This window comes from Streptomyces sp. NPDC058619 (assembly GCF_042717785.1).
Lineage (GTDB): Bacteria > Actinomycetota > Actinomycetes > Streptomycetales > Streptomycetaceae > Streptomyces.
Genome location: NZ_JBHXQN010000011.1, coordinates 121,019 through 142,097 on the forward strand (window position 1 = coordinate 121,019; position 21,079 = coordinate 142,097).

The following is a 21,079-nucleotide window of genomic DNA, read 5'->3' on the forward strand; positions in this document are numbered from 1 at the left end:
TTGGACTGTACCGGTCGCACGTCACATTGCCCACCACGTGCACGAGTCCGGGGGCAGCACCACCGTACGGCCGTCCGTACGCACCGGAGAGCTGGAGAGCACGGGCCGCCCGGGCGCAGGGAGCTCGACCGGAACGGGCCGGCTGTTGAGGGTGCAGACGAAGCCCGGCCGGGTGAAGAGGAGGACCCCCTCGGGCGCGGACTGCCACCGCATCCCGGTCGCCGGGCCGTCCCAGTCCCCGGCGGGCCCGGAGTCCCCGGCGGGCCCGGACCGCCCGCCCTCCGGCGCCCCCAGCCCCGGCAGGGCCCGGCGCAGCTCCAGGGCCGCGCGGTACAGCTCCAGCGTGGAGTGCGGGTCGCCGGTCTGGGCGGCGACGCTGAGCCCGCCCCAGCCGGCGGGCTGCGGCAGCCAGCTCCCGGCCGGCCCGAAGCCGTACGGGGGCTCCGTGCCGGACCACGGGATCGGCACCCGGCAGCCGTCGCGGAGCCCGTCCTGCCCGGCGCCGCGGTGGAAGGCCGGGTCCCGGCGGGTGGCAGCGGGGAGGTCGACGACCTCGGGCAGCCCCAGCTCCTCGCCCTGGTACACGTACGCCGAACCCGGCAGCGCCAGCATCAGCAGCGCCGCCGCCCGCGCCCGCGCCAGACCCTGCGCACCGCCCCCGTACCGGGTCACGTGCCGCACCACGTCGTGGTTGGACAGCACCCACGTCGTCGGCGCACCCACCGAGGCGGTGGCGGCCAGGGACTCGTCGATGACGGCGCGCATCGCGGTGGTGTCCCACGGGCAGTTCAGGAAGCGGAAGTTGAAGGCCTGGTGCAGCTCGTCGGGCCGGACGTACAGCGCGAGCCGCTCGGACGTCGGGGCCCACGCCTCGGCGACCCCGATGCGGTCACCCGCGTAGGAGTCCAGGAGCAGGCGCCAGGAGCGGTGGATCTCGTGGACCCCGTCCTGGTCGAAGAAGGGGAGCGGCTCGGTGCCGATCAGGGTGGCCTGGGCGCCGCGGCCGATGTCGGGCAGGCCGGGCGCCTTCACCATGCCGTGGGCGACGTCCACGCGGAAGCCGTCGACGCCGAGGTCCAGCCAGAACCGCAGGACGGAGGCGAACTCGGCGGGGACCTCAGGATGCGCCCAGTCCAGGTCCGGCTGCGCGGGGGCGAAGAGGTGCAGGTACCACTCCCCGTCCGCGACCCGGGTCCAGGCGGGCCCGCCGAAGACGGACTCCCAGTCGTTCGGCGGCTCCGCGCCGCCGGCGCCCCGCCCCGGGCGGAAGAGGTAGCGGGCACGGGCGGCCCGGTCCCCGGCGAGGGCGGCCCGGAACCACGGGTGCTCCTCGGAGGTGTGGTTCGGCACCACGTCCACGATGACCCGCAGCCCGAGCGCGTGCGCGCCGCGGACGAGGTCGTCGGCGTCGGCGAGGTCCCCGAAGAGCGGGTCGACCGCCCGGTAGTCGGCGACGTCGTAGCCGCCGTCGGCCTGGGGGGAGACGTAGAAAGGGGTGAGCCACACGGCGTCGACCCCCAGCCGGGCCAGGTGCGGGAGGCGCTCGCGCACCCCGCGCAGGTCCCCGACGCCGTCGCCGCCGCTGTCGGCGAAGGACCGGACGTACACCTGGTAGATGACGGCATCGCGCCACCAGCCGCCGCGCGCGTCGGCCTTGCTGGAAGAGCTTGCAAGCGGGACGGCCGTCAACTCGTGGGTCATATCGGGGTCAACGCGTACACGTGCCCCCTGGTTGCGGGCCCGGAAGGTCGAAGGTGACTCGAACTAACAGCAAGCTGCGGCAACCGTACGGACACACGGATGTAACGATCAGCTCGTCTTGCAGAAATTTTCCGCAAGCTCTTTCGGACTCCTTGCGGGCTTGTTACGTTCCTGGCAACTCGGGACCGCGAGGATGCGGCCGGGATCATCGAAGGAGTTCATATGCGGCGTGGCATAGCGGCCACCGCGCTGGTCGCGGCCCTGGCACTCGCGGCGACGGCTTGCGGTGGGGACGCGTCGGACGGCAAGAAGGCGTCCGGCGACAACGCGGGCGGGGAGCTTTCCGGCACGGTCACGTGGTGGGACACCTCGAACGACGCCGAGAAGGCCAGCTTCCAGAAGATCGCCGAGGCGTTCACGGCGAAGCACCCCAAGGTCACCGTCAAGTACGTCAACATCCCGTACGGCGACGCGCAGAACAAGGTCAAGAACGCTTTCAGCAGCGGCTCCGACGCCCCCGACGTGATCCGCGCCGACGTCGGCTGGGTCGCCGACTTCGCCTCGCTGCAGTACCTCGACGAGGTGCCCGCCGAGACCGCGAAGAAGGTCGACGCGGAGTTCCTCCCGCAGGCCGCGGCCAGCGGCAAGTTCGAGGGCAAGACCTACGCCGTGCCGCAGGTCATCGACACCCTCGGCCTCTTCTACAACAAGAAGATGCTCGCCGACGCCGGCGTCCAGCCCCCCACCACGCTGGAGGAGGTCAAGACCGCCGCCGCCGCCGTCAAGGCCAAGACCGGCAAGGCCGGCCTCTACCTGCGCGGCGACGACTCCTACTGGTTCCTCCCGCTGATCTACGGCGAGGGCGGCGACCTGGTCGACGCGAAGAACAAGACGGTCACCGTCGACAACGCGGCGGGCGTCAAGGCCTTCAAGACCGCACGTGACCTGGTCACCTCGGGGGCGGCGCTCACCAACGCCACCGACGGCTGGGTCAACATGCAGACCGCCTTCAAGTCCGGGGAGGTCGCCATGATGATCAACGGTCCCTGGGCCGTCGCCGACACCTACGCGGGCGACCAGTTCAAGGACAAGGCCAACCTCGGCGTCGCCGCCGTCCCGGCCGGGTCCGTCAAGGCCGGGGCCCCGCAGGGCGGCCACGACCTCGCGGTCTACGCCGGTTCCAAGAACACCGCCGCCGCGCACGCCTTCGTGGACTACATGACCTCCCAGGAGGTCCAGGTCCAGTCCGCCAAGGAGCTGAGCCTGCTCCCCACCCGCACGGCCGCCTACGAGCAGCCGGACGTCAAGGGCAGCGAGATGGTCCAGTTCTTCAAGCCGGCCGTCGACAAGGCCGTCGAGCGCGCCTGGATCCCGGAGAACGGCTCCCTCTTCGAGCCGCTGAAGGTCGAGTACACCAAGGCGATCACCGGGGCCTCGACCCCGGAGGACGCGGCCAAGACGGCCGGCGCCGAGTTCCGCAAGATCCTCAAGGGTTGGAAGTAGCGAACCATGGCTGCTCACACCAGCCAGTCGGTGGCGAAGGCCGCGGGCGACGACGTCGAGGACAACGACGTCGCCCGCGGCCTGAGCCGCAGGACTGACCGCGGGAACAGGGCCGGCGGCCGGGGCGGGCTGCGGCGCGCACTCGCCACCCACTGGTACGCCTGGGCGATGGTCACCCCGGTGGTGCTCGTGCTCGGCGTGATCATCGGATGGCCGCTGGTCCGCGGCGTCTACCTGTCGCTGACCGACGCCAACGAGCGCAACGTCTCCCGCACGATCGGCGTCCGCCACATCGAGGCCACGTACGAGTTCGTCGGACTCGACAACTACGTGGACGTGCTCAGCGACCCGGTGTTCCTGCAGCGGCTGGTGTGGACGGTGGTGTGGACCGTCGCCTGCGTGTCCATCACCTTCACGCTCGGCCTGGCCCTGGCCAACATGCTCAACCGGGACTTCAAGGGACGCGCCGCCTACCGGATGGCGCTCATCCTGCCCTGGGCGGTGCCCGGCTTCGTCTCCGTCTTCGCCTGGCGGTTCCTCTTCAACCGCGACAACGGCATCCTCAACAAGATCCTCGACGGCGGGGGCATCTCCGCCGTCCCGTGGCTCGACGACCCGACCTGGGCCAAGTTCGCGGTCATCACCGTCAACGTCTGGCTCGGCGTCCCCTTCATGATGGTCGCCCTGCTCGGCGGGCTGCAGTCCATCCCCGGCGAGCTCTACGAGGCCGCCGAGATGGACGGCGCCAGCGCCTGGCAGCGGTTCCGGCACATCACGCTGCCCGGCCTGCGCGCCGTGAGCATGACGGTCATCCTGCTCTCCACCATCTGGACCTTCAACATGTTCCCGGTGATCTTCCTGCTCACCCGGGGCGGACCGGGCGACTCCACCGAGATCCTGGTCACCCAGGCCTTCCGCGAGGCCTTCATCACCAGCCCGCGCGACTTCGCCGCCTCCGCGACGTGGGGCGTGCTGATCCTGGCCCTGCTCATGATCTTCGCGCTGGTCTACCGGCGCTCGCTGCGCAAGCAGGGAGAGGTGTGGTGACCATGACCACCCGCACTCGGGGCCGCCGCGCCCCGCTCGCCTCCGTCGGCCTCCACGCGACGCTGCTCGTCGCGTCCGTCGTCGCCGTCTTCCCGGTGCTGTGGATCCTGCTGACCTCGCTCAAGCCGGCGCAGGACGCGATCACCACGGACTTCGTCAAGGAACCGACGCTCGGCAACTACACGTACCTGCTGGAGTCGAGCCACTTCCTCAGCTGGTTCGCGAACTCCGTCCTCGTCGCCGGCGTCACCACGGTCCTCGGCGTGTTCATCGCCGCCACGACCGGTTACGCGGTCAGCCGCTTCAAGTTCCCCGGAATGAAGCCGCTGATGTGGACCCTGCTCATCACGCAGATGTTCCCGATGGCGATCCTGATCGTGCCGCTCTACAACCTGATGGGCGACCTCGGGCTGCTCAACCAGCCCGTCGGCCTGATCATCACCTACCTCACCATCGCCGTGCCGTTCTGCGCCTGGATGATGAAGGGCTTCTTCGACACGATCCCGATCGAGATCGACGAGTCCGGCCGCGTCGACGGGCTCAACCCCTTCGGCACCTTCTGGCGGCTGATCCTGCCGCTGGCCAAGCCCGGCCTCGCCGTCACCGGCTTCTACGCCTTCATCACCGCCTGGGGCGAGGTCGCGTACGCCTCCGCCTTCATGGTCGGCGAGGGGAACCTCACCCTGGCCGGCGGCCTGCAGACCTTCGTCACGCAGTACACCTCCAACTGGGGTGCGATGAGCGCCGCCTCGGTCCTCATCGCGATCCCCGCGGCGATCTTCTTCGTCTTCGCCCAGCGTCACCTCGTCGCCGGGATGACGGCAGGCGCCACCAAGGGCTGACCACCCGCCTGCCTCCGCATCACCGGCCCGATCTCTTCAAGGACGACATGACCCAGCACCTCGCCGACGCACTTCCCACCCCCTCCGGCACCCGGCCCGGATGGTGGAGAGAAGCGGTGATCTACCAGGTCTATCCGCGCAGCTTCGCCGACTCCAACGGGGACGGCATGGGGGACCTCGAAGGCATCCGCCGCCGCCTGCCCTACCTCAGGGAACTCGGCGTCGACGCCGTGTGGCTCAGCCCGTTCTACGCCTCCCCGCAGGCCGACGCGGGCTACGACGTCGCCGACTACCGGGCCATCGACCCGATGTTCGGCACCCTGCACGACGCCGACGCAGTGATCCGCGAGGCGCACGCCCTGGGCCTGCGGATCATCGTCGACCTCGTCCCCAACCACTGCTCCGACCAGCACGAGTGGTTCAAGCAGGCGCTGCGCGAGGGCCCCGGCACCCCGCTGCGCGAGCGGTTCCACTTCCGGCCGGGACGGGGCGCGGACGGCTCCGAGCCCCCCAACGACTGGGAGTCCATCTTCGGCGGCCCCGCCTGGACCCGGGTCGCGGACGGGGAGTGGTACCTGCACCTCTTCGCCCCCGAGCAGCCCGACTTCAACTGGGAACACCCCGCCGTCCAGGACGAGTTCCGCTCCATCCTGCGGTTCTGGCTCGACCTCGGCACCGACGGCTTCCGCATCGACGTCGCCCACGGCCTGGTCAAGGCCCCCGGCCTGCCCGACCTCGGCCGCGACGAGCAGCTCAAGCTGCTCGGCAACCAGGTGCTGCCCTTCTTCGACCAGGACGGCGTCCACGAGATCTACCGCTCCTGGCGGACCGTCCTGGACGAGTACGCCGGGGACCGCATCGGCGTCGCCGAGGCGTGGACGCCCAGCGCCGACCGCACGGCGCTCTACCTGCGCCCCGACGAGCTGCACCAGGCCTTCAACTTCCACTACCTGAACACCGGTTGGGACGCGGAGGCGCTGCGCGGCGCCATCGACGACTCGCTCGACGCGATGCGGCCGGTGGGTGCGCCGACGACGTGGGTGCTGTCCAACCACGACGTGGTGCGGCACGTGACCCGGTACGGGGGCGGTGCGCAGGGTCTGGCGCGGGCGCGGGCGGCGGCGCTGCTGATGCTGGCGCTGCCGGGTTCGGCGTACGTGTACCAGGGCGAGGAGCTGGGGCTGCCCGAGGTCGTCGACCTCCCCGACGAGGTGCGCCAGGACCCGTCGTTCTTCAAGGCGAACGGGCAGGACGGGCTCCGCGACGGCTGCCGGGTGCCGATCCCGTGGTCCGGTACGGCGGCCCCGTACGGCTTCGGTGACGGTGGCAGCTGGCTGCCGCAGCCGGCGGAGTGGGCGGGGTTGAGCGTCGAGGCGCAGAGCGGGGACCCGGCGTCCACGCTGGAGCTGTACCGGGCGGCGCTGCGGATCCGCAGGGAGCGGGCCGAGTTGGGCGCGGGCGACGCGGTGGAGTGGCTGGAGGCGCCGGCCGGCGTCCTGGCTTTCCGGCGCGGGGCGTTCGTGTGCACGGTGAACACCACGGGCGCGCCCGTACGCCTGCCCGCGCCGGGCGAGGTGCTGCTGGCCAGCGCCGCGCAGGGCGACCCGGACGTGCTCCCGGCCGACAGCGCGGTGTGGTGGCTGGGGTGACCTCCCCGCTGCGGCTCACCGACATCGCCGCGCAGGCCGAGGTCAGCGAGGCGACGGTGAGCCGCGTGCTCAACGGCAAGTCGGGCGTGGCGGCCGGCACCCGGCACAAGGTGCTGGCCGCGCTCGACCTGCTGGGCTACGAGCGTCCGGTGCGGCTCAAGCGCCGGAGCAACGGGCTGGTCGGGCTGCTCATCCCGGAGCTGACCAACCCGATCTTCCCGGCGTTCGCCCAGGTCATCGAGCAGGCGCTGGCCGGGCACGGGTACACGCCGGTGCTGTGCACGCAGACGCCGGGCGGGGCCACCGAGGACGAGCTGGTGGAGCAGCTGGAGGAGCGCGGTGTCACGGGCATCGTGTTCCTGTCGGGGCTCCACGCGGACTCGGCGGCCGACCCGGCGCGCTACCGGCGGCTGGCGGCGCGGGGGGTGCCGTTCGTCCTGGTCAACGGCTTCAACGAGCGGATCAGCGCGCCCTTCGTGTCGCCGGACGACCGGGCGGCGGCCGATATGGCGGTACGGCACCTGGAGGACCTCGGGCACCGGCGGATCGGGCTGGCGATCGGGCCGACCCGGTACGTGCCGTCGGCGCGCAAGGAGCAGGGGTTCCTCGCGGCGCTGCCGGGCGCGGACGCCGAAGGCCTCGTCCAGCGCACGCTGTTCACGGTCGAGGGCGGTCACGCCGCGGGCAACGCCCTGCTGGACCGGGGCTGTACGGGTGTGGTGTGCGCGAGCGACATGATGGCCCTGGGCGTCGTGCGGGCGGCGCGCGAGCGGGGGCTGCGGGTGCCGGAGGACGTGTCGGTGGTCGGCTTCGACGACTCGCCGCTGATCGCGTTCACGGATCCGCCGCTGACGACGGTGCGCCAGCCGGTGCGCGCGATGGCGACGGCCGCCGTGGGGGCGCTGCTGGAGGCGGTGGGCGGGACCCCCGTCGAGCGCACGGAGTACGTGTTCCAGCCGGAGCTGGTGGTCCGCGGCTCGACGGCCCAGGCCCCGGGCCCGGTGGCTGGTTCGGCGGGCGGCCCGGCTCAGACGACGCAGAACTCGTTGCCCTCGGGGTCCTGGAGCACGACCGCGTAGTACGGCATGTCCGGCTCGTTGATGATCCGCAGGACGGTCGCGCCGGCCTCGGTGAGGCGGGTCACCTCGGCGGTGACCCGCCCGGTCCGCACCCCGATGGCCGCGTCGCGCCCGCCGCCGACCTTCAGGTCGAGGTGGAGGCGGTTCTTCCCGTTCTTCGGCTCGGGGACCTGCTGGAACCAGATCCGCGGGTTCCGGCCGTCCGGGTCGACGATCGACTCCGGCGTCTCCCCGGCGCCGTCGGGCAGTTCCCCCGGGGGCACCCCCAGCTCTTGCCAGTAGGCGCGCCAGGTGGGGTGACCCCCGGGCGGGGGGTCGGGGACATAGTGCAGGGCTTCGGCCCAGAAGGCCACCATCCGCCGCGGGTCCGCGCAGTCGACGGTCAGTTGCAGGGTCATCTCCATGTCGGCAGGGGCGCAGCCGGCAACGCCCGGCGGGGACGCGGCCGATGCGGGTGCGACGGCGCCGTCCCGCCGCGTCGCGCTACCCGCCGGAAACAATTCTGCAATCTCTTGCGCAAAGTCTTGCAGCGTGTGGGTCCGCGCCCTACGGTCGCAGCCATCCCCACCTCTTTCGCCAGGAGGCACCCGCATGCCCCGCACTCGCGTCCGACGCCGTACGCAAGCCCCCCACCGCAGAGCCGCCCTCGCGGTCCTGGCCGTCGCGGCCGCCGCCCTCGTCGCACCCGCCGCCCCGGCCACGGCGGCCGCCCCCGGGGAGCGCGACGTCACCGCCGTCCTCTTCGAGTGGAAGTTCGACTCGGTGGCCGCGGCCTGCGCCGACAGCCTCGGTCCCGCCGGCTACGGCTTCGTCCAGGTCTCGCCTCCCCAGGAGCACATCCAGGGCCCCCAGTGGTGGACCTCGTACCAGCCCGTCAGCTACAAGATCGCCGGCCGGCTCGGTGACCGCACCGCCTTCAAGCGGATGGTCGACACCTGCCACGCGGCCGGCGTCAAGGTCGTCGCGGACTCCGTCATCAACCACATGGCCGCCTCCGACGGCACCGGAACGGGCGGGAGTTCGTACACGAAGTACGGCTACCCCGGCATCTACTCCGGCGCCGACATGGACGACTGCCGCGCGACGATCTCGAACTACCAGGACCGCGGCAACGTCCAGAACTGCGAGCTGGTCCAGCTGGCCGACCTCGACACCGGCGAGGCGTACGTGCGGGGCCGCATCGCCGGGTACCTGAACGACCTGCTCTCCCTCGGGGTCGACGGCTTCCGCATCGACGCCGCCAAGCACATGCCCGCCGCCGACCTCGCCGACATCAAGTCCCGGCTGACCAACCCGGGGGCCTACTGGAAGCAGGAGGCCATCTTCGGGGCGGGCGAGGCCGTGGGACCGGCCGAGTACCTGGGCAACGGCGACGTGCAGGAGTTCCGCTACGCCCGTGACCTGAAGCGGGTGTTCCAGAACGAGAACCTGGCCTACCTGAAGAACTTCGGCGAGGCCTGGGGGTACATGCCCGGCGGCCAGTCCGGCGTCTTCGTCGACAACCACGACACCGAGCGCGGCGGCGACACCCTCAGCTACAAGGACGGCTCCGCCTACACCCTCGCCAACGTCTTCATGCTGGCCTGGCCCTACGGCTCCCCGGACGTGCACTCCGGCTACGAGTGGACCGACAAGGACGCCGGGCCCCCCAACGGCGGTGCGGTGAGCGCCTGTTACGCCGACGGCTGGAAGTGCCAGCACTCCTGGCGGGAGATCTCCTCCATGGTCGCCTTCCGCAACGCGGCCCGCGGACAGGCCGTCACCCACTGGTGGGACAACGGCGGCGACCAGATCGCCTTCGGCCGCGGCTCCAAGGCGTACGTGGCGATCAACCACGAGGGCTCGGCCCTGACCCGCACCTTCCAGACCTTCCTGCCGGCCGGCGACTACTGCGACGTGCAGAGCGGCCGCGCCGTCACCGTGGGCGGCTCCGGCCAGTTCACCGCCACCCTCGGCGCCGGCACCGCCGTCGCCCTGCACGTGAACGCCCGCACCTGCTCCGGCGGCTCCACCCCGCCGCCCGCCACCGCCACCGGGGCCTCCTTCGCCGTCAACGCCACGACCGTGCCCGGCCAGAGCGTGTACGTCACCGGCGACCGCGCCGAGCTCGGCAACTGGAACACCGGCAGCGCCCTGCGCCTCGACCCGGCGGCCTATCCCGTCTGGAAGCTCGACGTCCCGCTCCCGCCCGGGACGGTCCTCGCGTACAAGTACGTCCGCAAGGACGCCGCAGGGAACGTCACCTGGGAGAGCGGGGCCAACCGCACGGCCACCGTCCCCGCGACCGGCAAGGTCGCGCTGACCGACACCTGGCGCGGCTGACCGCCGTCCCACAGACCAGGGCCGCCCGGCACCACCCGACCCCGCCACGGGCCGGGCGGCCCTCATACCCGTACACAAGGAGAAACGCCTTGATGCGCCCTGCCGCAGGAGCCCTCGCCGCCGCTCTGGCCGTGACGCTCCTGCCCGCCCTCCCGGCCGCCGCCGCCCCGGCGCGGCCCCCGGCCCCGCCCTCGGACGCGAAACTGGCCGCCGAGCCCGCCCGGCACGACCTGACCCGCGAGCAGTTCTACTTCGTGCTCCCGGACCGCTTCGCCAACGGCGACCCGCGCAACGACCGCGGCGGCCTGACCGGCTCCCGTCTCCAGACCGGCCTGGACCCGACGGACAAGGGCTTCTACCAGGGCGGCGACCTCAAGGGGCTGACGGAGCGGCTCGACTACATCAAGGACCTCGGCACCACGGCCATCTGGCTCGCGCCGATCTTCAAGAACCAGCCGGTGCAGGGCAAGGGCGACGACGTCTCGGCCGGCTACCACGGTTACTGGATCACAGACTTCACCCAGGTCGACCCGCACTTCGGGAGCAACGCCGACCTGGAGCGGCTCATCGACAAGGCGCACGGGAAGGGGATGAAGGTCTTCTTCGACGTCATCACCAACCACACCGCCGACGTCGTCGACTACCGGGAGGCCTCGTACTCCTACCTGTCGAAGGGCGCCTTCCCCTACCTCACCAGGGACGGGGTGCCGTTCGACGACGCCGACTACGCCGCCGGCGGGCGCAAGTTCCCGAAGACCGGACCGGAGTCCTTCCCGCGGACGCCCTTCGTGCCCGAGGCCAAGAAGAACCTCAAGGTGCCGTCCTGGCTCAACGACCCGCAGATGTACCACAACCGGGGCGACTCCACCTTCGCCGGCGAGTCCTCCGAGCAGGGCGACTTCTTCGGGCTCGACGACCTGTGGACCGAGCGTCCCGAGGTCGTCGAGGGGATGGAGGAGATCTACGAGAAGTGGGTCCGGGACTTCGACATCGACGGCTTCCGCATCGACACGGTCAAGCACGTCAACACCGGCTTCTGGACCCAGTGGGCGACCGCCCTCGACGCCTACGCGGCCAAGCGCGGCCGCGACGACTTCTTCATGTTCGGCGAGGTCTACTCGGCCGACACCGCCGTCACCTCCCCGTACGTGACGCGCGGCCGCCTCGACGCCACCCTCGACTTCCCGCTCCAGGACGCGATCCGCGCGTACGCCTCCCAGGGCGCTGGCGCCGCCCGGCTGGGCTCCGTACTGGCCGACGACTACCGGTACACCACCGACAAGGCCAACGCCTACGAGCAGGTCACCTTCCTCGGCAACCACGACATGGGCCGCTTCGGCACCTTCCTGAAGCAGGACCGGCCGGGGGCGGGGGAGCAGGAGCTCCTGGACCGCTACCGGCTCGCCAACGAGCTGATGTTCCTCTCCCGGGGCAACCCCGTCGTCTACTCCGGCGACGAGCAGGGCTTCACGGGCGCCGGCGGCGACAAGGACGCCCGGCAGCCGCTCTTCGCCTCACAGGTCGCCGACTACCTCGACGACGACCAGCTGGGCACCGAGCGCACCCACGCGAGCGCCGCCTACGATCCGGGACACCCGCTGTACCGGCAGATCAGCGCGCTCTCGAAGCTGACGAAGGCCCACCCGGCCCTGCGCGACGGGATCCAGAGCGAGCGCCTGGCCGACGGCTCCGTGTACGCCTTCGCCCGTACCGACCCCCGCAGCCGGACCGAGTACCTGGTCGCCGCGAACAACGCCGCCGAGTCCCGCACCGTCGAGCTCGACGCCCCGGCCGGGGCCTCGTACCGCACCCTGTACGGCGGCTCCGCCACGGTCCGCGCCTCCGCGGCCGGCAAGCTCGCCGTCACCGTGCCCGCCTACGGCTCGGTCGTCCTCCAGGCCGCCGCGCCCCTGGCCCGGCCCGCCGTCAAGCCCTCCCTCACCCTCAAGGCCCCCGCGCCCGGCGCGACCGGCACCGTCGAGCTGAGCGCCGACGTCACCGGCGGCGGCCTGAACCGGGTCGTGTTCGCCGCGCAGACCGGCACCGGGAAGTGGCAGGTCCTCGGCTCCGCCGACCACGCCCCGTACAAGGTCACCCAGCACGTCGAGGCCGCCCCCGGCACCGCCCTGCGCTACAAGGCGGTCGTCGTCGACTCCGCCGGCCGCACCGCGAGCGCGCTCGCCGCGTCCGTCGCCGGCCAGGTCCCGCCCGTCGAGGTGCCGACCGCGACCCAGCGCGACTACGCCGTCGTCCACTACAACCGGCCCGACGGCGACTACACGAACTGGCGGCTCTACGCCTGGGGCGACATCGCCGAGGGCGAGACGACCCCCTGGCCCGAGGGCCACCCCTTCACCGGCCGCGACGCCTACGGCGCCTTCGCGTACGTCAAGCTCAAGCCCGGCGCCTCCGCCGTCAACTACCTCGTCATCGACAAGGACGGCAACAAGGACGTCGCCGCCGACCGCACCATCGACGTCACGAAGACCGGGGAGATCTGGCTGGAGCAGGGCAAGGAGCCCGCCCGCACCGAACGCCCCGCCCAGCCGCCGCAGGACACCACGAAGGCCGTCCTGCACCACCACCGCCCCGACGGCGCGTACGACGGCTGGGGCCTGCACGTCTGGACCGGCGCAGCGACCCCGACCGACTGGTCCAAGCCGCTGCCGCCCGCCCGCACCGACTCCTACGGCGCGGTCTACGAGGTCCCCCTCGCCGCCGGCGCCACCAGCCTGAGCTACATCCTCCACAAGGGCGACGAGAAGGACCTCCCCACCGACCAGTCCCTCGACCTGAAGGCCACCGGCCATGAGGTGTGGATGCTCGGCGGCCGCGAGAAGTACCTGCTGCCGCAGCCCGCCGGCTCCGCCGCCGCCGTCGACCTCGCCACATCCGAGGCCATCTGGATCGACCGCGACACCCTCGCCTGGAACGCCCCCGCGGCCGCCGCCTCCGTCCAGCTCCTCGCCTCCCGCGAGGGCCGGATCACCGCGCGGGACGGCACGCTCCAGGAGGCCGGCGCCGCCCGGCTGCGCCTGACCCGGTCCGAGCTCACCGCCGCGCAGAAGCAGAAGTTCCCGCACCTGGCCGCGTACGCCGCCCACACCGTCGACCCCCGCGACCGCGGCCGGGTCCGCGAGGCCCTGCGCGGCCAGCTCGTCGCCAGTGCCCGCGCCGCGAACGGCGCCGTCCTCGCCGCCACCGGCGTCCAGCTCGCCGGCGTACTGGACGACCTGTACGCGACCGGCGCCGCCCTCGGGCCCGTCTTCAAGGACGGCCGCCCCACCCTCTCCGTCTGGGCCCCCACCGCCCGCGAGGTCGCCCTCGAACTCGACGGCCGCACGGTCGCCATGCGCCGCGACGACGCCACGGGCGTCTGGTCGGTCCGCGGCGAGCGGAACTGGGCCGGCAAGCCCTACCGCTACGCCGTCACCGTATGGGCGCCCAGCGTCCGCCAGGTGGTCCGCAACCTGGTCACCGACCCGTACTCCACCGCCCTGACCGCCGACTCGACGCACAGCCTGGCCGTCGACCTCGCCGACCCGAAGCTCGCCCCGCCCGGCTGGCGGGACCTGCGCAAGCCCGCGCCCGTCCCCTTCACCACCGCCCAGATCCAGGAGCTGCACGTCCGCGACTTCTCCGTCGCCGACCGCACCAGCACCCACCCCGGCCAGTACCTGGCCTTCACCGACACCGCCTCGGCCGGCATGCGCCACCTGCGCGACCTGGCCGCCTCCGGCACCTCGTACGTCCACCTCCTGCCCGCCTTCGACATCGGCACCATCCCCGAGAAGCCGGCCGACCGCACCGAACCGGCCTGCGACCTGAAGGTCTACGCCCCCGACTCCGACCAGCAGCAGGCCTGTGTGGCCGCCGCGGCCGCCAAGGACGCCTACAACTGGGGCTATGACCCGCTGCACTACACCGTCCCCGAGGGCAGCTACGCCGGCGACCCGAACGGCACCGCCCGCACCACCGAGTTCCGCAGGATGGTCCAGTCCCTGAACGGGGCCGGGCTGCGCACCGTCATGGACGTGGTCTACAACCACACCGTCGCCTCCGGGCAGTCCGACAAGTCGGTCCTGGACCGCGTCGTCCCCGGCTACTACCAGCGGCTGCTGCCGGACGGCAGCGTCGCCAACTCCACCTGCTGCTCCAACACCGCGCCCGAGAACGCCATGATGGGCCGACTGGTCGTCGACTCGGTCGTCACCTGGGCCAAGGAGTACAAGGTCGACGGCTTCCGCTTCGACCTGATGGCGCACCACCCCAAGGCCAACATCCTGGCCGTCCGCGCCGCCCTGGACGCCCTGACCCCCGCCAAGGACGGGGTCGACGGCAAGAAGATCGTGCTCTACGGGGAGGGCTGGAACTTCGGCGAGGTCGCCGACGACGCCCGCTTCGTCCAGGCCAGCCAGAAGAACATGGCCGGCACCGGCATCGCCACCTTCTCCGACCGGGCCCGCGACGCGGTCCGCGGCGGCGGCCCCTTCGACGAGGACCCGCGCGTGCAGGGCTTCGCCTCGGGCCTGTTCACCGAGCCGAACGGCTCCCCGGCCAACGGCACCCCCGCCGAGCAGAAGGCCCGGCTGCTGCACGCCCAGGACCTGATCAAGGTCGGCCTGTCCGGGAACCTCGCCTCGTACGCCTTCACCGACACCTCCGGCCGCCGCACCAAGGGCTCCGAAGTGGACTACAACGGCTCCCCGGCCGGCTACGCGGCCGCCCCCGGCGACGCCCTCGCCTACGCCGACGCCCACGACAACGAGACCCTCGCGGACGCCCTCACCTACAAGCTCCCGCCCGCCACCAGCCCCGCCGACAAGGCCCGCATGCAGGTCCTGGCCATGGCGACGGCCACCCTCTCGCAGGGACCGTCCCTCTCCCAGGCGGGCTCCGACCTGCTCCGCTCCAAGTCCCTGGACCGCAACTCCTACGACAGCGGCGACTGGTTCAACGCCGTCCACTGGGACTGCCGCGACGGCAACGGCTCCGGCCGCGGCCTGCCCCCGGCCGCCGACAACGCCTCCAAGTGGACCTACGCCAAGCCCTTGCTGACCCTGCCCGCCCCCACCTGCGCCGACATCACCGGAGCCGCCGCGGCCTTCCGCGACCTCCAGCGCATCCGTACGACGGAACGGGCCTTCGCCCTCACCACCCCGGAGGCGGTCCAGGCGCAGCTGGCCTTCCCGCTCTCGGGCAAGGACGAGACCCCCGGCGTGATCACGATGACCCTGGGAGACCTGGTGGTGGTCTTCAACGCCACCCCGGCCGACCAGTCCCCGCGCGTCCCGGACCTCGCGGGCGGCGCGTACGCCCTGCACCCGGTCCAGGCCGCCGGCGTCGACGCCACGGTCCGCCGGGCCTCCTACGACGCGGCGACGGGGGAGTTCAGCACCCCGGCCCGCACGGTCGCCGTCTTCACCCGCGACCTGACACGGCGGTGAGGCGCCCCGGGTGCCTCACGATCCCGAGGCACCCGGGGGCTCACACGACGGTGAGCCGGTCCAGCCGCTTCTCCAGCAGGATCACCCCGTAGACACTGCCGTCCTGCGCCTCCTTGTGGGGGAACTCCCCGACCACGCGGTAGCCCGCGCCGCGGTAGTACGCGAGCAGCCGGGGGTTGGTGGAGACGCAGTCCAGCCGCGCGCGGGCCAGCCCGGACCGGGCGATCCGCCGTTCGGCGTGTTCGAGCATGCGGCGCCCGGCTCCGGCGGGCGCCGTCCGGCGTTCCACCATCAGCCGGTGCACGTAGCCCGCGACGGGGGGCTGGACCCCCCAGGCCTCCTCGTCGGACCACCACAGCTCGTACCCGCCGATGATCCGCCCGTCGCTGTCTCCGGCGAGCCACACCTCGCCCTCGCGCATCTTCGCCAGGAAGTGCGCGGCGTCCTTCTCGCCGGGCTTCCACTGCTGGATCCCGTTCTTCTGCATCCACCGGGCAGCCTGGTCGTACAGCTGCACCAGGATGTCGGCGTCCTTCTCCGCGGCCGGCCGGAACAAGATCCCGTCGTCAATGATCACGCGGGCATTATCGCCACTGCGGTGATCATCACGGAACCGGCACCCCACCCGCCTCCCCGCCCCAAGTCCGCCCGGACGTACGGCCGGAGGCCCCGCCGGGCCCGTCGCACGGGGCCGCTCCGGGCCCCGCTCGGCCCCGCGGCCTACGCCGTGCCGGGCGGCGGGCCCGCCATCAGGCCGCCGAGCCGCCCGACCAGTTCCCCGAACGTCCCGTCGGCGGGCTCGTCCGCGAGGATCCGTACGAGGATCCCGGCCATCTCCGCGTCGTACGCGGCGCTCACCGCGGCCAGCGCCGCGAAGTCGTGCACCAGCTGCAACTCCAGTTCGCCCCGCGGGATCTTCCGGCCGTCCAGCCAGATCAGCGCCGTGGACTCGGCGAGCGACACCCACGAGCGCACGACCAGCTGCAGCCGCGCCGGCGGCTCGGAGACGTCCAGGTGCGCGAGGATCTGCTCGTACGCCGCCTGCCGCACCTCGTCGATCATGGCGTTGGCCCGGCTGCTCCCGGCGGCCGGACCGCCCCGCATCAACGCGGAGAAGCCGGGGCCGTGTTCGTCGACGAACGCGAAGAACCGGCCCATGACCCGCAGCAGCCGGGCCCCGAGCGGACCCTCCTGGGGTTCCACGAAGCGCAGCGCCAGCTCGTCGGCCGCCCGTCTCAGCGCGGCCTCGTACAGGCTCAACTTGCCAGGAAAGTAGTGGTAGACGAGCGGCCGCGATATCCCGGCCGCCGCCGCTATCTCGTCGATCGACACATCGTCGGGCGACCGGTTGCTGAACAGCTCCAGGGCAACCCCGATCAGCTGCTGCCGCCGCTCCTCGACACCCATCCTGCGCCGCACCCCGGTTGTCATGCCGACACCCTAACTTCTCCGGTCGGCCCGGAGCCCCCCCCGCGGATCGCGGCCGGTGGCGGGCGGCCCCGGCCGCGCCGGTGCCGCTACAGGTCCAGCACCAGGCGGTCGTCCCGCGCGCGCGAGACGCACAGCAGCATCGAGTCCTCGCGCTCCTGGTCGGTGAGGAGGGTGTCGCGGTGGTCCACCGGGCCCGCCAGGACCCGGTGCTGGCAGGTCCCGCAGAAGCCCTGCTCGCAGGAGTACGGGGTGTCGGGCAGCTCCCGGCGCACCGCGGCCAGGGCGGTTTCGTCCGCGGCCACCTCGACCGTCCGCCCCGAGCGGCGCAGTTCGACGGTGAACGGCCGGGCCCGTCCCGTCGCGGCCGCCGCGGTGAACCGCTCCAGGCGCACCGCCGCCGGGTCGGCGGCCGCCGCGACGACGGCGTCCATCAGCGGTTCCGGGCCGCAGCAGTAGACCAGGGTGCCGGGCCCGGCCGCGGCGAGCGGGGCCAGGTCCGGGAGGCCCGTCTCGTCCTGCGGGAAGAGGGTGACGCGGTCGCCGTACGCCGCGAGGTCGGCCAGGAAGGGCATCGAGGCGCGCGAGCGGCCCCCGTACAGAAGGCTCCAGCCGGCGCCCGCCGCGGTGGCCGCGCGGAGCATCGGCAGGATCGGCGTGATTCCGATGCCGCCCGCGACGAAGACGTACGAGGGGGCCGGGACCAGCTCGAAGCGGTTGCGCGGCGGCCGCAGTTCCAGCTCGGCGCCCTCGACCAGCTGCGCGTGCGCCTCCCGGGAGCCGCCGCGGCCGTCCTCCACGAGCCGGACCGCGATCGTGTACCGGCCGCCCTCCGCCGGATCCCCGCACAGTGAGTACTGCCGGACCAGCCCGGACGGCAGCGTGACGTCCACGTGCGCGCCCGGCGCCCAGGCGGGCAGCTCCGGCGATTCCAGGACCAGGTGCAGGACCCCGTCGGCCGGTTCCGTACGGGAGACGACCAGCGCGCGCAGCGCGCGGCGCGGGGAGTAGCCGGAGACCGGGGTCTCCAGGGCCGGCAGGGGCCACAGCGGCGAGTTCCGGATGCGCCGGCCCAGGGCGCGCCTGGCCGCCCAGGCCGCGCCCGCCGCGACGGTGACCACGAGGGCGCGCCTCATGCGGCGCCGCCGCCGTTCGCGCCGGGGGAGGAGGCCAGGTAGGCGGTCGCCTGGGCCGTCGAGCCCTCCTGAGAGGGGTGGTAGGTACGGGAGAGGTAGGTGGGGATCGACTTGAGCATCGCCCCCGTGGAGGGCAGGACGCCCTGCTGCCCGGCGCGGAAGAACTGCCCCAGCGAGGCCCTGCCGTCCACGAGGGAGGGGTCGTTCTCCATGAAGAAGCGGACCCCGCGCTGCCAGAGGAAGACCAGGGCGGAGAACGCCGTCGCCCAGGTCCGCGCCCGGCGCCGGTAGTTGCCGTCCACGTGCATGAACAGGTCGAAGGCCACCGAGCGGTGCTCGACCTCCTCCGCGCCGTGCCAGCGCAGCAGGTCCAGCATGGTCGGGTCGGCGCCCCGCCGGTCCAGCTCGTCCGCGTTCAGCACCCAGTCGCCCAGGAACGCCGTGTAGTGCTCGATCGCCGCGATCATCGCGACCCGTTCCATCAGCCACCACCGCCGCGCCCGGCCCGGCGGCAGGGTCCGGTCCCCGAGCAGCTTCTCGAAGAGCCAGTCCACCTGCGCCGTGTACGGGGTCGGGTCCAGGCCGAGGCGCTTGAGGTGGGGCAGCACGGCGTCGTGGGCGGCGGCGTGCATGGCCTCCTGGCCGATGAAGCCGACGACGTCCGCGCGCAGCTGCTCGTCCTCGATGTACGGGAGCACCTGCTTGTAGACGTGGACGAACCAGCGCTCGCCCGCGGGGAGCAGCAGGTGCAGCACGTTGATCATGTGTCCGGCGAAGGGGTCCCGGGGCAGCCAGTGGAGCGGGGTGTATTCCCAGCCGAAGGACACGTTCCGGGGCCTCAGGTCTATGTGTTCCGACGCCACGGGAGCGGGCGCGGGCGGCGTATTAGACATGGCGTCAATGTACTGATGGGTAGGGGCCAGGAGAACCCCTCTGCACGCACTTCCTGACACGGCCCCGCCGCGACGGCGGGGCCGGCCGGGGGCTCAGCGCAGCGACTCCGCCTTCGAGCCGTCCGTGAGCTTGCCCGACAGGTCCACCTGCGCCCCGGCCGGCGCCTTGACCGCCAGCCGGCTGCCGTTCGCCGAACCGCTGACCCCGCCGCCCGACGCCGTCAGGGAGGCGAACTGCGCGCTGCCCGCAGCGAGTACGTACCACTGCCCCGCCCGCGACTGCCACAGCACGCCCGCCAGCACCCGGGGCTCCCGGGGCCCGCACGCCGGGGTCCCCTCCGCCCGGGCCGCCTGCACGGCCAGCGGGGCGCCGGGGGCGAGGAACTGCGCCTGGACCCGGTCCGCCGCGCCCTGCCAGGTCTCGGCCCGGGTGCAGAGCCAGGCCGCCGTCCCGCCGCCCTCGGGGAGCGGCTGCTTGGCGTACGTCCAGGCGTTGACCGTACGGACGCCGTGCGAGCGGACCGACGGCAGCAGGCAGGCGATCCGCTGCCAGTCCCCGAGCTCCGCCGCCTCCGTCACGTCCCGCTCGGCGCCCGGCGCGCCCGACGTCAGCCGGGCCGCCGTCAGTTCGCCGAGGTCGGTGATCAGCCGGGTGGCGCCGGCGCCGGTCAGCGCCAGCGCGTTCCAGCTGGTGCAGCTGCCCGCGGGCGCGGGGCCGGCGACCGGCGGGGTCACCCCGTCCGGGGTCAGCTTCAGGGGTGTCGGGGCCGCGCCCGCCTTCAGCAGGTCCCGCAGGGCCGCCCCGGTGACCCAGGGGGCCGTGAGGTAGCGCACGTTGCCGTCGACCCGGCTGAGGACCAGGGCCGCCGCGGTGTCCGCCGAGGCCCCGTCGGTCCGGGCGAAATCGAGGGCGGCGCCGGTGCTCCCGGACCGCGGTTCCGCGTACCGCACCACGCGCAGGCCGTCGTGGAGGAGGACCACCACGGCCTGGTCGACGGTGCCCGCGTACAGCAGCTGGGCCGGTCCCATCGCCGGTCCGGTGGGGGTGCCCGGGGTGGCCGAGACGACCACCGGGGAACCCGGCCGGGCCCACACGGCCAGGGCCCGGCGCAGCAGCGCCGCGTCGCCGGCGCGGTCACCGCGCGCGGGCCAGGTGGAGAAGCCCGTACGGGAGGACGTGCGCCACAGCGTCGGCGCGGCCCGGACCAGCTTCCCGGGGTCCAGGGCCTGCTCGGCGGCGGCGTTGAGCGCGTACGGCGGCGCGGCGGGTCCGTCCGACCCCCAGCCCCCGCCCGGCAGCGCGAGGAGCACCCCGCAGACGGCGAGGGCGGCCCCGGCGGCGAGCGCGGCCCGCGTGAGCCGGCGCCGGCGCAACAGGTCGGTCGGGCGGGCCTGGAGGACGCACGGATCGAACTCGGGGGAGGCGAACAGCGCGTCGTTCGCCGGGCCACCGGACTCCGCGACGGCGGCGGCCGGGTCGGCCACCCCGGCGTCGTCCAGCACCTGGAGCACCTCGGGCTCCGACAGCCGCTCCAGGGCGCGCAGCACGCAGGCGGCCCGGCCGGGCCCGCCGAGGGTGGCCAGCCACTGGTCGAGGGCGAGCTCCTCGGCCCCGCCCGAGCGGGGGAACAGCCGCAGCCCCCACACCTGGGGAAGGGCCGGCGGCAGCTGCGCGCGCCGGGGGAGGGCGCGGAAGGTCAGCGGGACCCCGGCCTCCAGGGCCGCGCGCAGCACGCGCAGCCGGACGTAGGCGTAACCGGAGTCCCCCGCGGCCCCGTCGCGCTGGCCCGGGACCCCGCCGCGGACGGCGGCCGTCGTCTCCCGCCGTCCGCGGGGCAGTGCCCGCTGGGTGAGCGAATGGGCGGTGAGCACCCGCCGGTTGCGGCCCAGGGCGGGCGGCAGCACCAGGTAGGCGAGCCGCACCAGCCGCGGGTAGTGCTCGACGATGGCGGCCTCGGCCTGTTCGACGTCGGGAGACAGGGGGCGGGTGGCGGTATCCGGCGCAGTCACGTTCAGCAGAACGAGCGAATCG

14 protein-coding genes are annotated in these 21,079 nt (G+C 73.0%); 7 read left to right on the top strand and 7 right to left on the bottom strand.

Features of this window, described 5'->3' with window-relative positions:
- Nucleotides 1-21: 21 nt before the first annotated feature.
- Nucleotides 22-1,701, bottom strand: a complete 1,680-nt coding sequence (locus ACFWTC_RS13950; RefSeq protein ID WP_383922467.1) for a glycoside hydrolase family 13 protein — start codon at nt 1,699-1,701, stop codon at nt 22-24.
- A 222-nt stretch (nt 1,702-1,923) separates the two neighbouring features.
- Here ACFWTC_RS13950 and ACFWTC_RS13955 point away from each other — a divergent pair, with 222 nt between their 5' ends.
- Genes ACFWTC_RS13955 through ACFWTC_RS13975 form a run of 5 tightly spaced genes read left to right on the top strand, consistent with a single transcriptional unit; the run spans nt 1,924 to nt 7,821 of the window.
- Nucleotides 1,924-3,204 carry an extracellular solute-binding protein gene (locus ACFWTC_RS13955; protein WP_383922464.1) on the top strand — a complete coding sequence of 427 codons (1,281 nt, stop codon included), beginning with the start codon at nt 1,924-1,926 and terminating at the stop codon, nt 3,202-3,204.
- Nucleotides 3,205-3,210: 6 nt separating this feature from the next.
- A complete protein-coding gene (locus ACFWTC_RS13960; protein WP_383922461.1) occupies nt 3,211-4,251 on the top strand; it encodes a carbohydrate ABC transporter permease in 1,041 nt (346 codons plus the stop codon).
- 2 nt (nt 4,252-4,253) lie between these two features.
- A complete protein-coding gene (locus ACFWTC_RS13965; RefSeq protein WP_384027853.1) occupies nt 4,254-5,093 on the top strand; it encodes a sugar ABC transporter permease in 840 nt (279 codons plus the stop codon).
- Between the two features lie 47 nt (nt 5,094-5,140).
- Nucleotides 5,141-6,742, top strand: coding sequence for a glycoside hydrolase family 13 protein (locus tag ACFWTC_RS13970; protein ID WP_383922456.1), 1,602 nt, complete (start codon nt 5,141-5,143; stop codon nt 6,740-6,742).
- The gene (locus ACFWTC_RS13975; protein WP_383922453.1) at nt 6,730-7,821 is read left to right on the top strand and encodes a LacI family DNA-binding transcriptional regulator; all 1,092 of its coding nucleotides are present in this window, start codon (nt 6,730-6,732) and stop codon (nt 7,819-7,821) included. The genes ACFWTC_RS13970 and ACFWTC_RS13975 overlap by 13 nt, the downstream gene beginning before the upstream one ends.
- Here the strand turns inward: ACFWTC_RS13975 and ACFWTC_RS13980 are convergent.
- Nucleotides 7,770-8,225, bottom strand: coding sequence for a VOC family protein (locus ACFWTC_RS13980; protein ID WP_384027852.1), 456 nt, complete (start codon nt 8,223-8,225; stop codon nt 7,770-7,772). The genes ACFWTC_RS13975 and ACFWTC_RS13980 overlap by 52 nt on opposite strands.
- Before the next feature lie 187 nt (nt 8,226-8,412).
- On the opposite strand from ACFWTC_RS13980, the gene ACFWTC_RS13985 reads away from it, so the two are divergent.
- Together ACFWTC_RS13985 and pulA are read left to right on the top strand one after the other, a co-directional pair.
- Nucleotides 8,413-10,143 (top strand): carbohydrate-binding module family 20 domain-containing protein, encoded by a 1,731-nt coding sequence (locus ACFWTC_RS13985; RefSeq protein ID WP_384027851.1) that lies wholly within the window; start codon nt 8,413-8,415, stop codon nt 10,141-10,143.
- Between the two features lie 92 nt (nt 10,144-10,235).
- Complete coding sequence (gene pulA / locus ACFWTC_RS13990) at nt 10,236-15,590, top strand: pullulanase-type alpha-1,6-glucosidase (protein ID WP_384027850.1); 5,355 nt, start codon at nt 10,236-10,238, stop codon at nt 15,588-15,590.
- A 40-nt stretch (nt 15,591-15,630) separates the two neighbouring features.
- On the opposite strand, the gene ACFWTC_RS13995 is transcribed toward pulA, so the two are convergent.
- The 5 genes from ACFWTC_RS13995 to ACFWTC_RS14015 all read right to left on the bottom strand — a co-directional run bounded on the left by ACFWTC_RS13995 (nt 15,631) and on the right by ACFWTC_RS14015 (nt 21,057).
- On the bottom strand, nt 15,631-16,167 hold the full coding sequence (locus tag ACFWTC_RS13995) for a GNAT family N-acetyltransferase (protein ID WP_383922441.1): 537 nt from the start codon (nt 16,165-16,167) through the stop codon (nt 15,631-15,633).
- Nucleotides 16,168-16,310: 143 nt separating this feature from the next.
- Entirely contained in the window at nt 16,311-17,021 is a 711-nt protein-coding gene (locus tag ACFWTC_RS14000; protein WP_383922438.1) for a TetR/AcrR family transcriptional regulator, read from the bottom strand.
- Between the two features lie 86 nt (nt 17,022-17,107).
- Entirely contained in the window at nt 17,108-18,154 is a 1,047-nt protein-coding gene (locus tag ACFWTC_RS14005; protein WP_383922435.1) for a PDR/VanB family oxidoreductase, read from the bottom strand.
- The gene (locus tag ACFWTC_RS14010) at nt 18,151-19,047 is read right to left on the bottom strand and encodes a metal-dependent hydrolase (protein ID WP_383922432.1); all 897 of its coding nucleotides are present in this window, start codon (nt 19,045-19,047) and stop codon (nt 18,151-18,153) included. The genes ACFWTC_RS14005 and ACFWTC_RS14010 overlap by 4 nt, the downstream gene beginning before the upstream one ends.
- 93 nt (nt 19,048-19,140) lie before the next feature.
- Entirely contained in the window at nt 19,141-21,057 is a 1,917-nt protein-coding gene (locus ACFWTC_RS14015; RefSeq protein ID WP_383922429.1) for a hypothetical protein, read from the bottom strand.
- Nucleotides 21,058-21,079: the final 22 nt, after the last annotated feature.

What these genes read in the sequence shown, in the direction of transcription:
- ACFWTC_RS13950 (WP_383922467.1), bottom strand. Translation starts at nt 1,701, where the DNA reads ATGACCCACGAGTTGACGGCCGTCCCGCTTGCAAGCTCTTCCAGCAAG.
- ACFWTC_RS13955 (WP_383922464.1), top strand. Translation starts at nt 1,924, where the DNA reads ATGCGGCGTGGCATAGCGGCCACCGCGCTGGTCGCGGCCCTGGCACTC.
- ACFWTC_RS13960 (WP_383922461.1), top strand. Translation starts at nt 3,211, where the DNA reads ATGGCTGCTCACACCAGCCAGTCGGTGGCGAAGGCCGCGGGCGACGAC.
- ACFWTC_RS13965 (WP_384027853.1), top strand. Translation starts at nt 4,254, where the DNA reads ATGACCACCCGCACTCGGGGCCGCCGCGCCCCGCTCGCCTCCGTCGGC.
- ACFWTC_RS13970 (WP_383922456.1), top strand. Translation starts at nt 5,141, where the DNA reads ATGACCCAGCACCTCGCCGACGCACTTCCCACCCCCTCCGGCACCCGG.
- ACFWTC_RS13980 (WP_384027852.1), bottom strand. Translation starts at nt 8,225, where the DNA reads ATGGAGATGACCCTGCAACTGACCGTCGACTGCGCGGACCCGCGGCGG.
- ACFWTC_RS13985 (WP_384027851.1), top strand. Translation starts at nt 8,413, where the DNA reads ATGCCCCGCACTCGCGTCCGACGCCGTACGCAAGCCCCCCACCGCAGA.
- pulA (WP_384027850.1), top strand. Translation starts at nt 10,236, where the DNA reads ATGCGCCCTGCCGCAGGAGCCCTCGCCGCCGCTCTGGCCGTGACGCTC.
- ACFWTC_RS14000 (WP_383922438.1), bottom strand. Translation starts at nt 17,021, where the DNA reads ATGACAACCGGGGTGCGGCGCAGGATGGGTGTCGAGGAGCGGCGGCAG.
- ACFWTC_RS14005 (WP_383922435.1), bottom strand. Translation starts at nt 18,154, where the DNA reads ATGAGGCGCGCCCTCGTGGTCACCGTCGCGGCGGGCGCGGCCTGGGCG.
- ACFWTC_RS14010 (WP_383922432.1), bottom strand. Translation starts at nt 19,047, where the DNA reads ATGTCTAATACGCCGCCCGCGCCCGCTCCCGTGGCGTCGGAACACATA.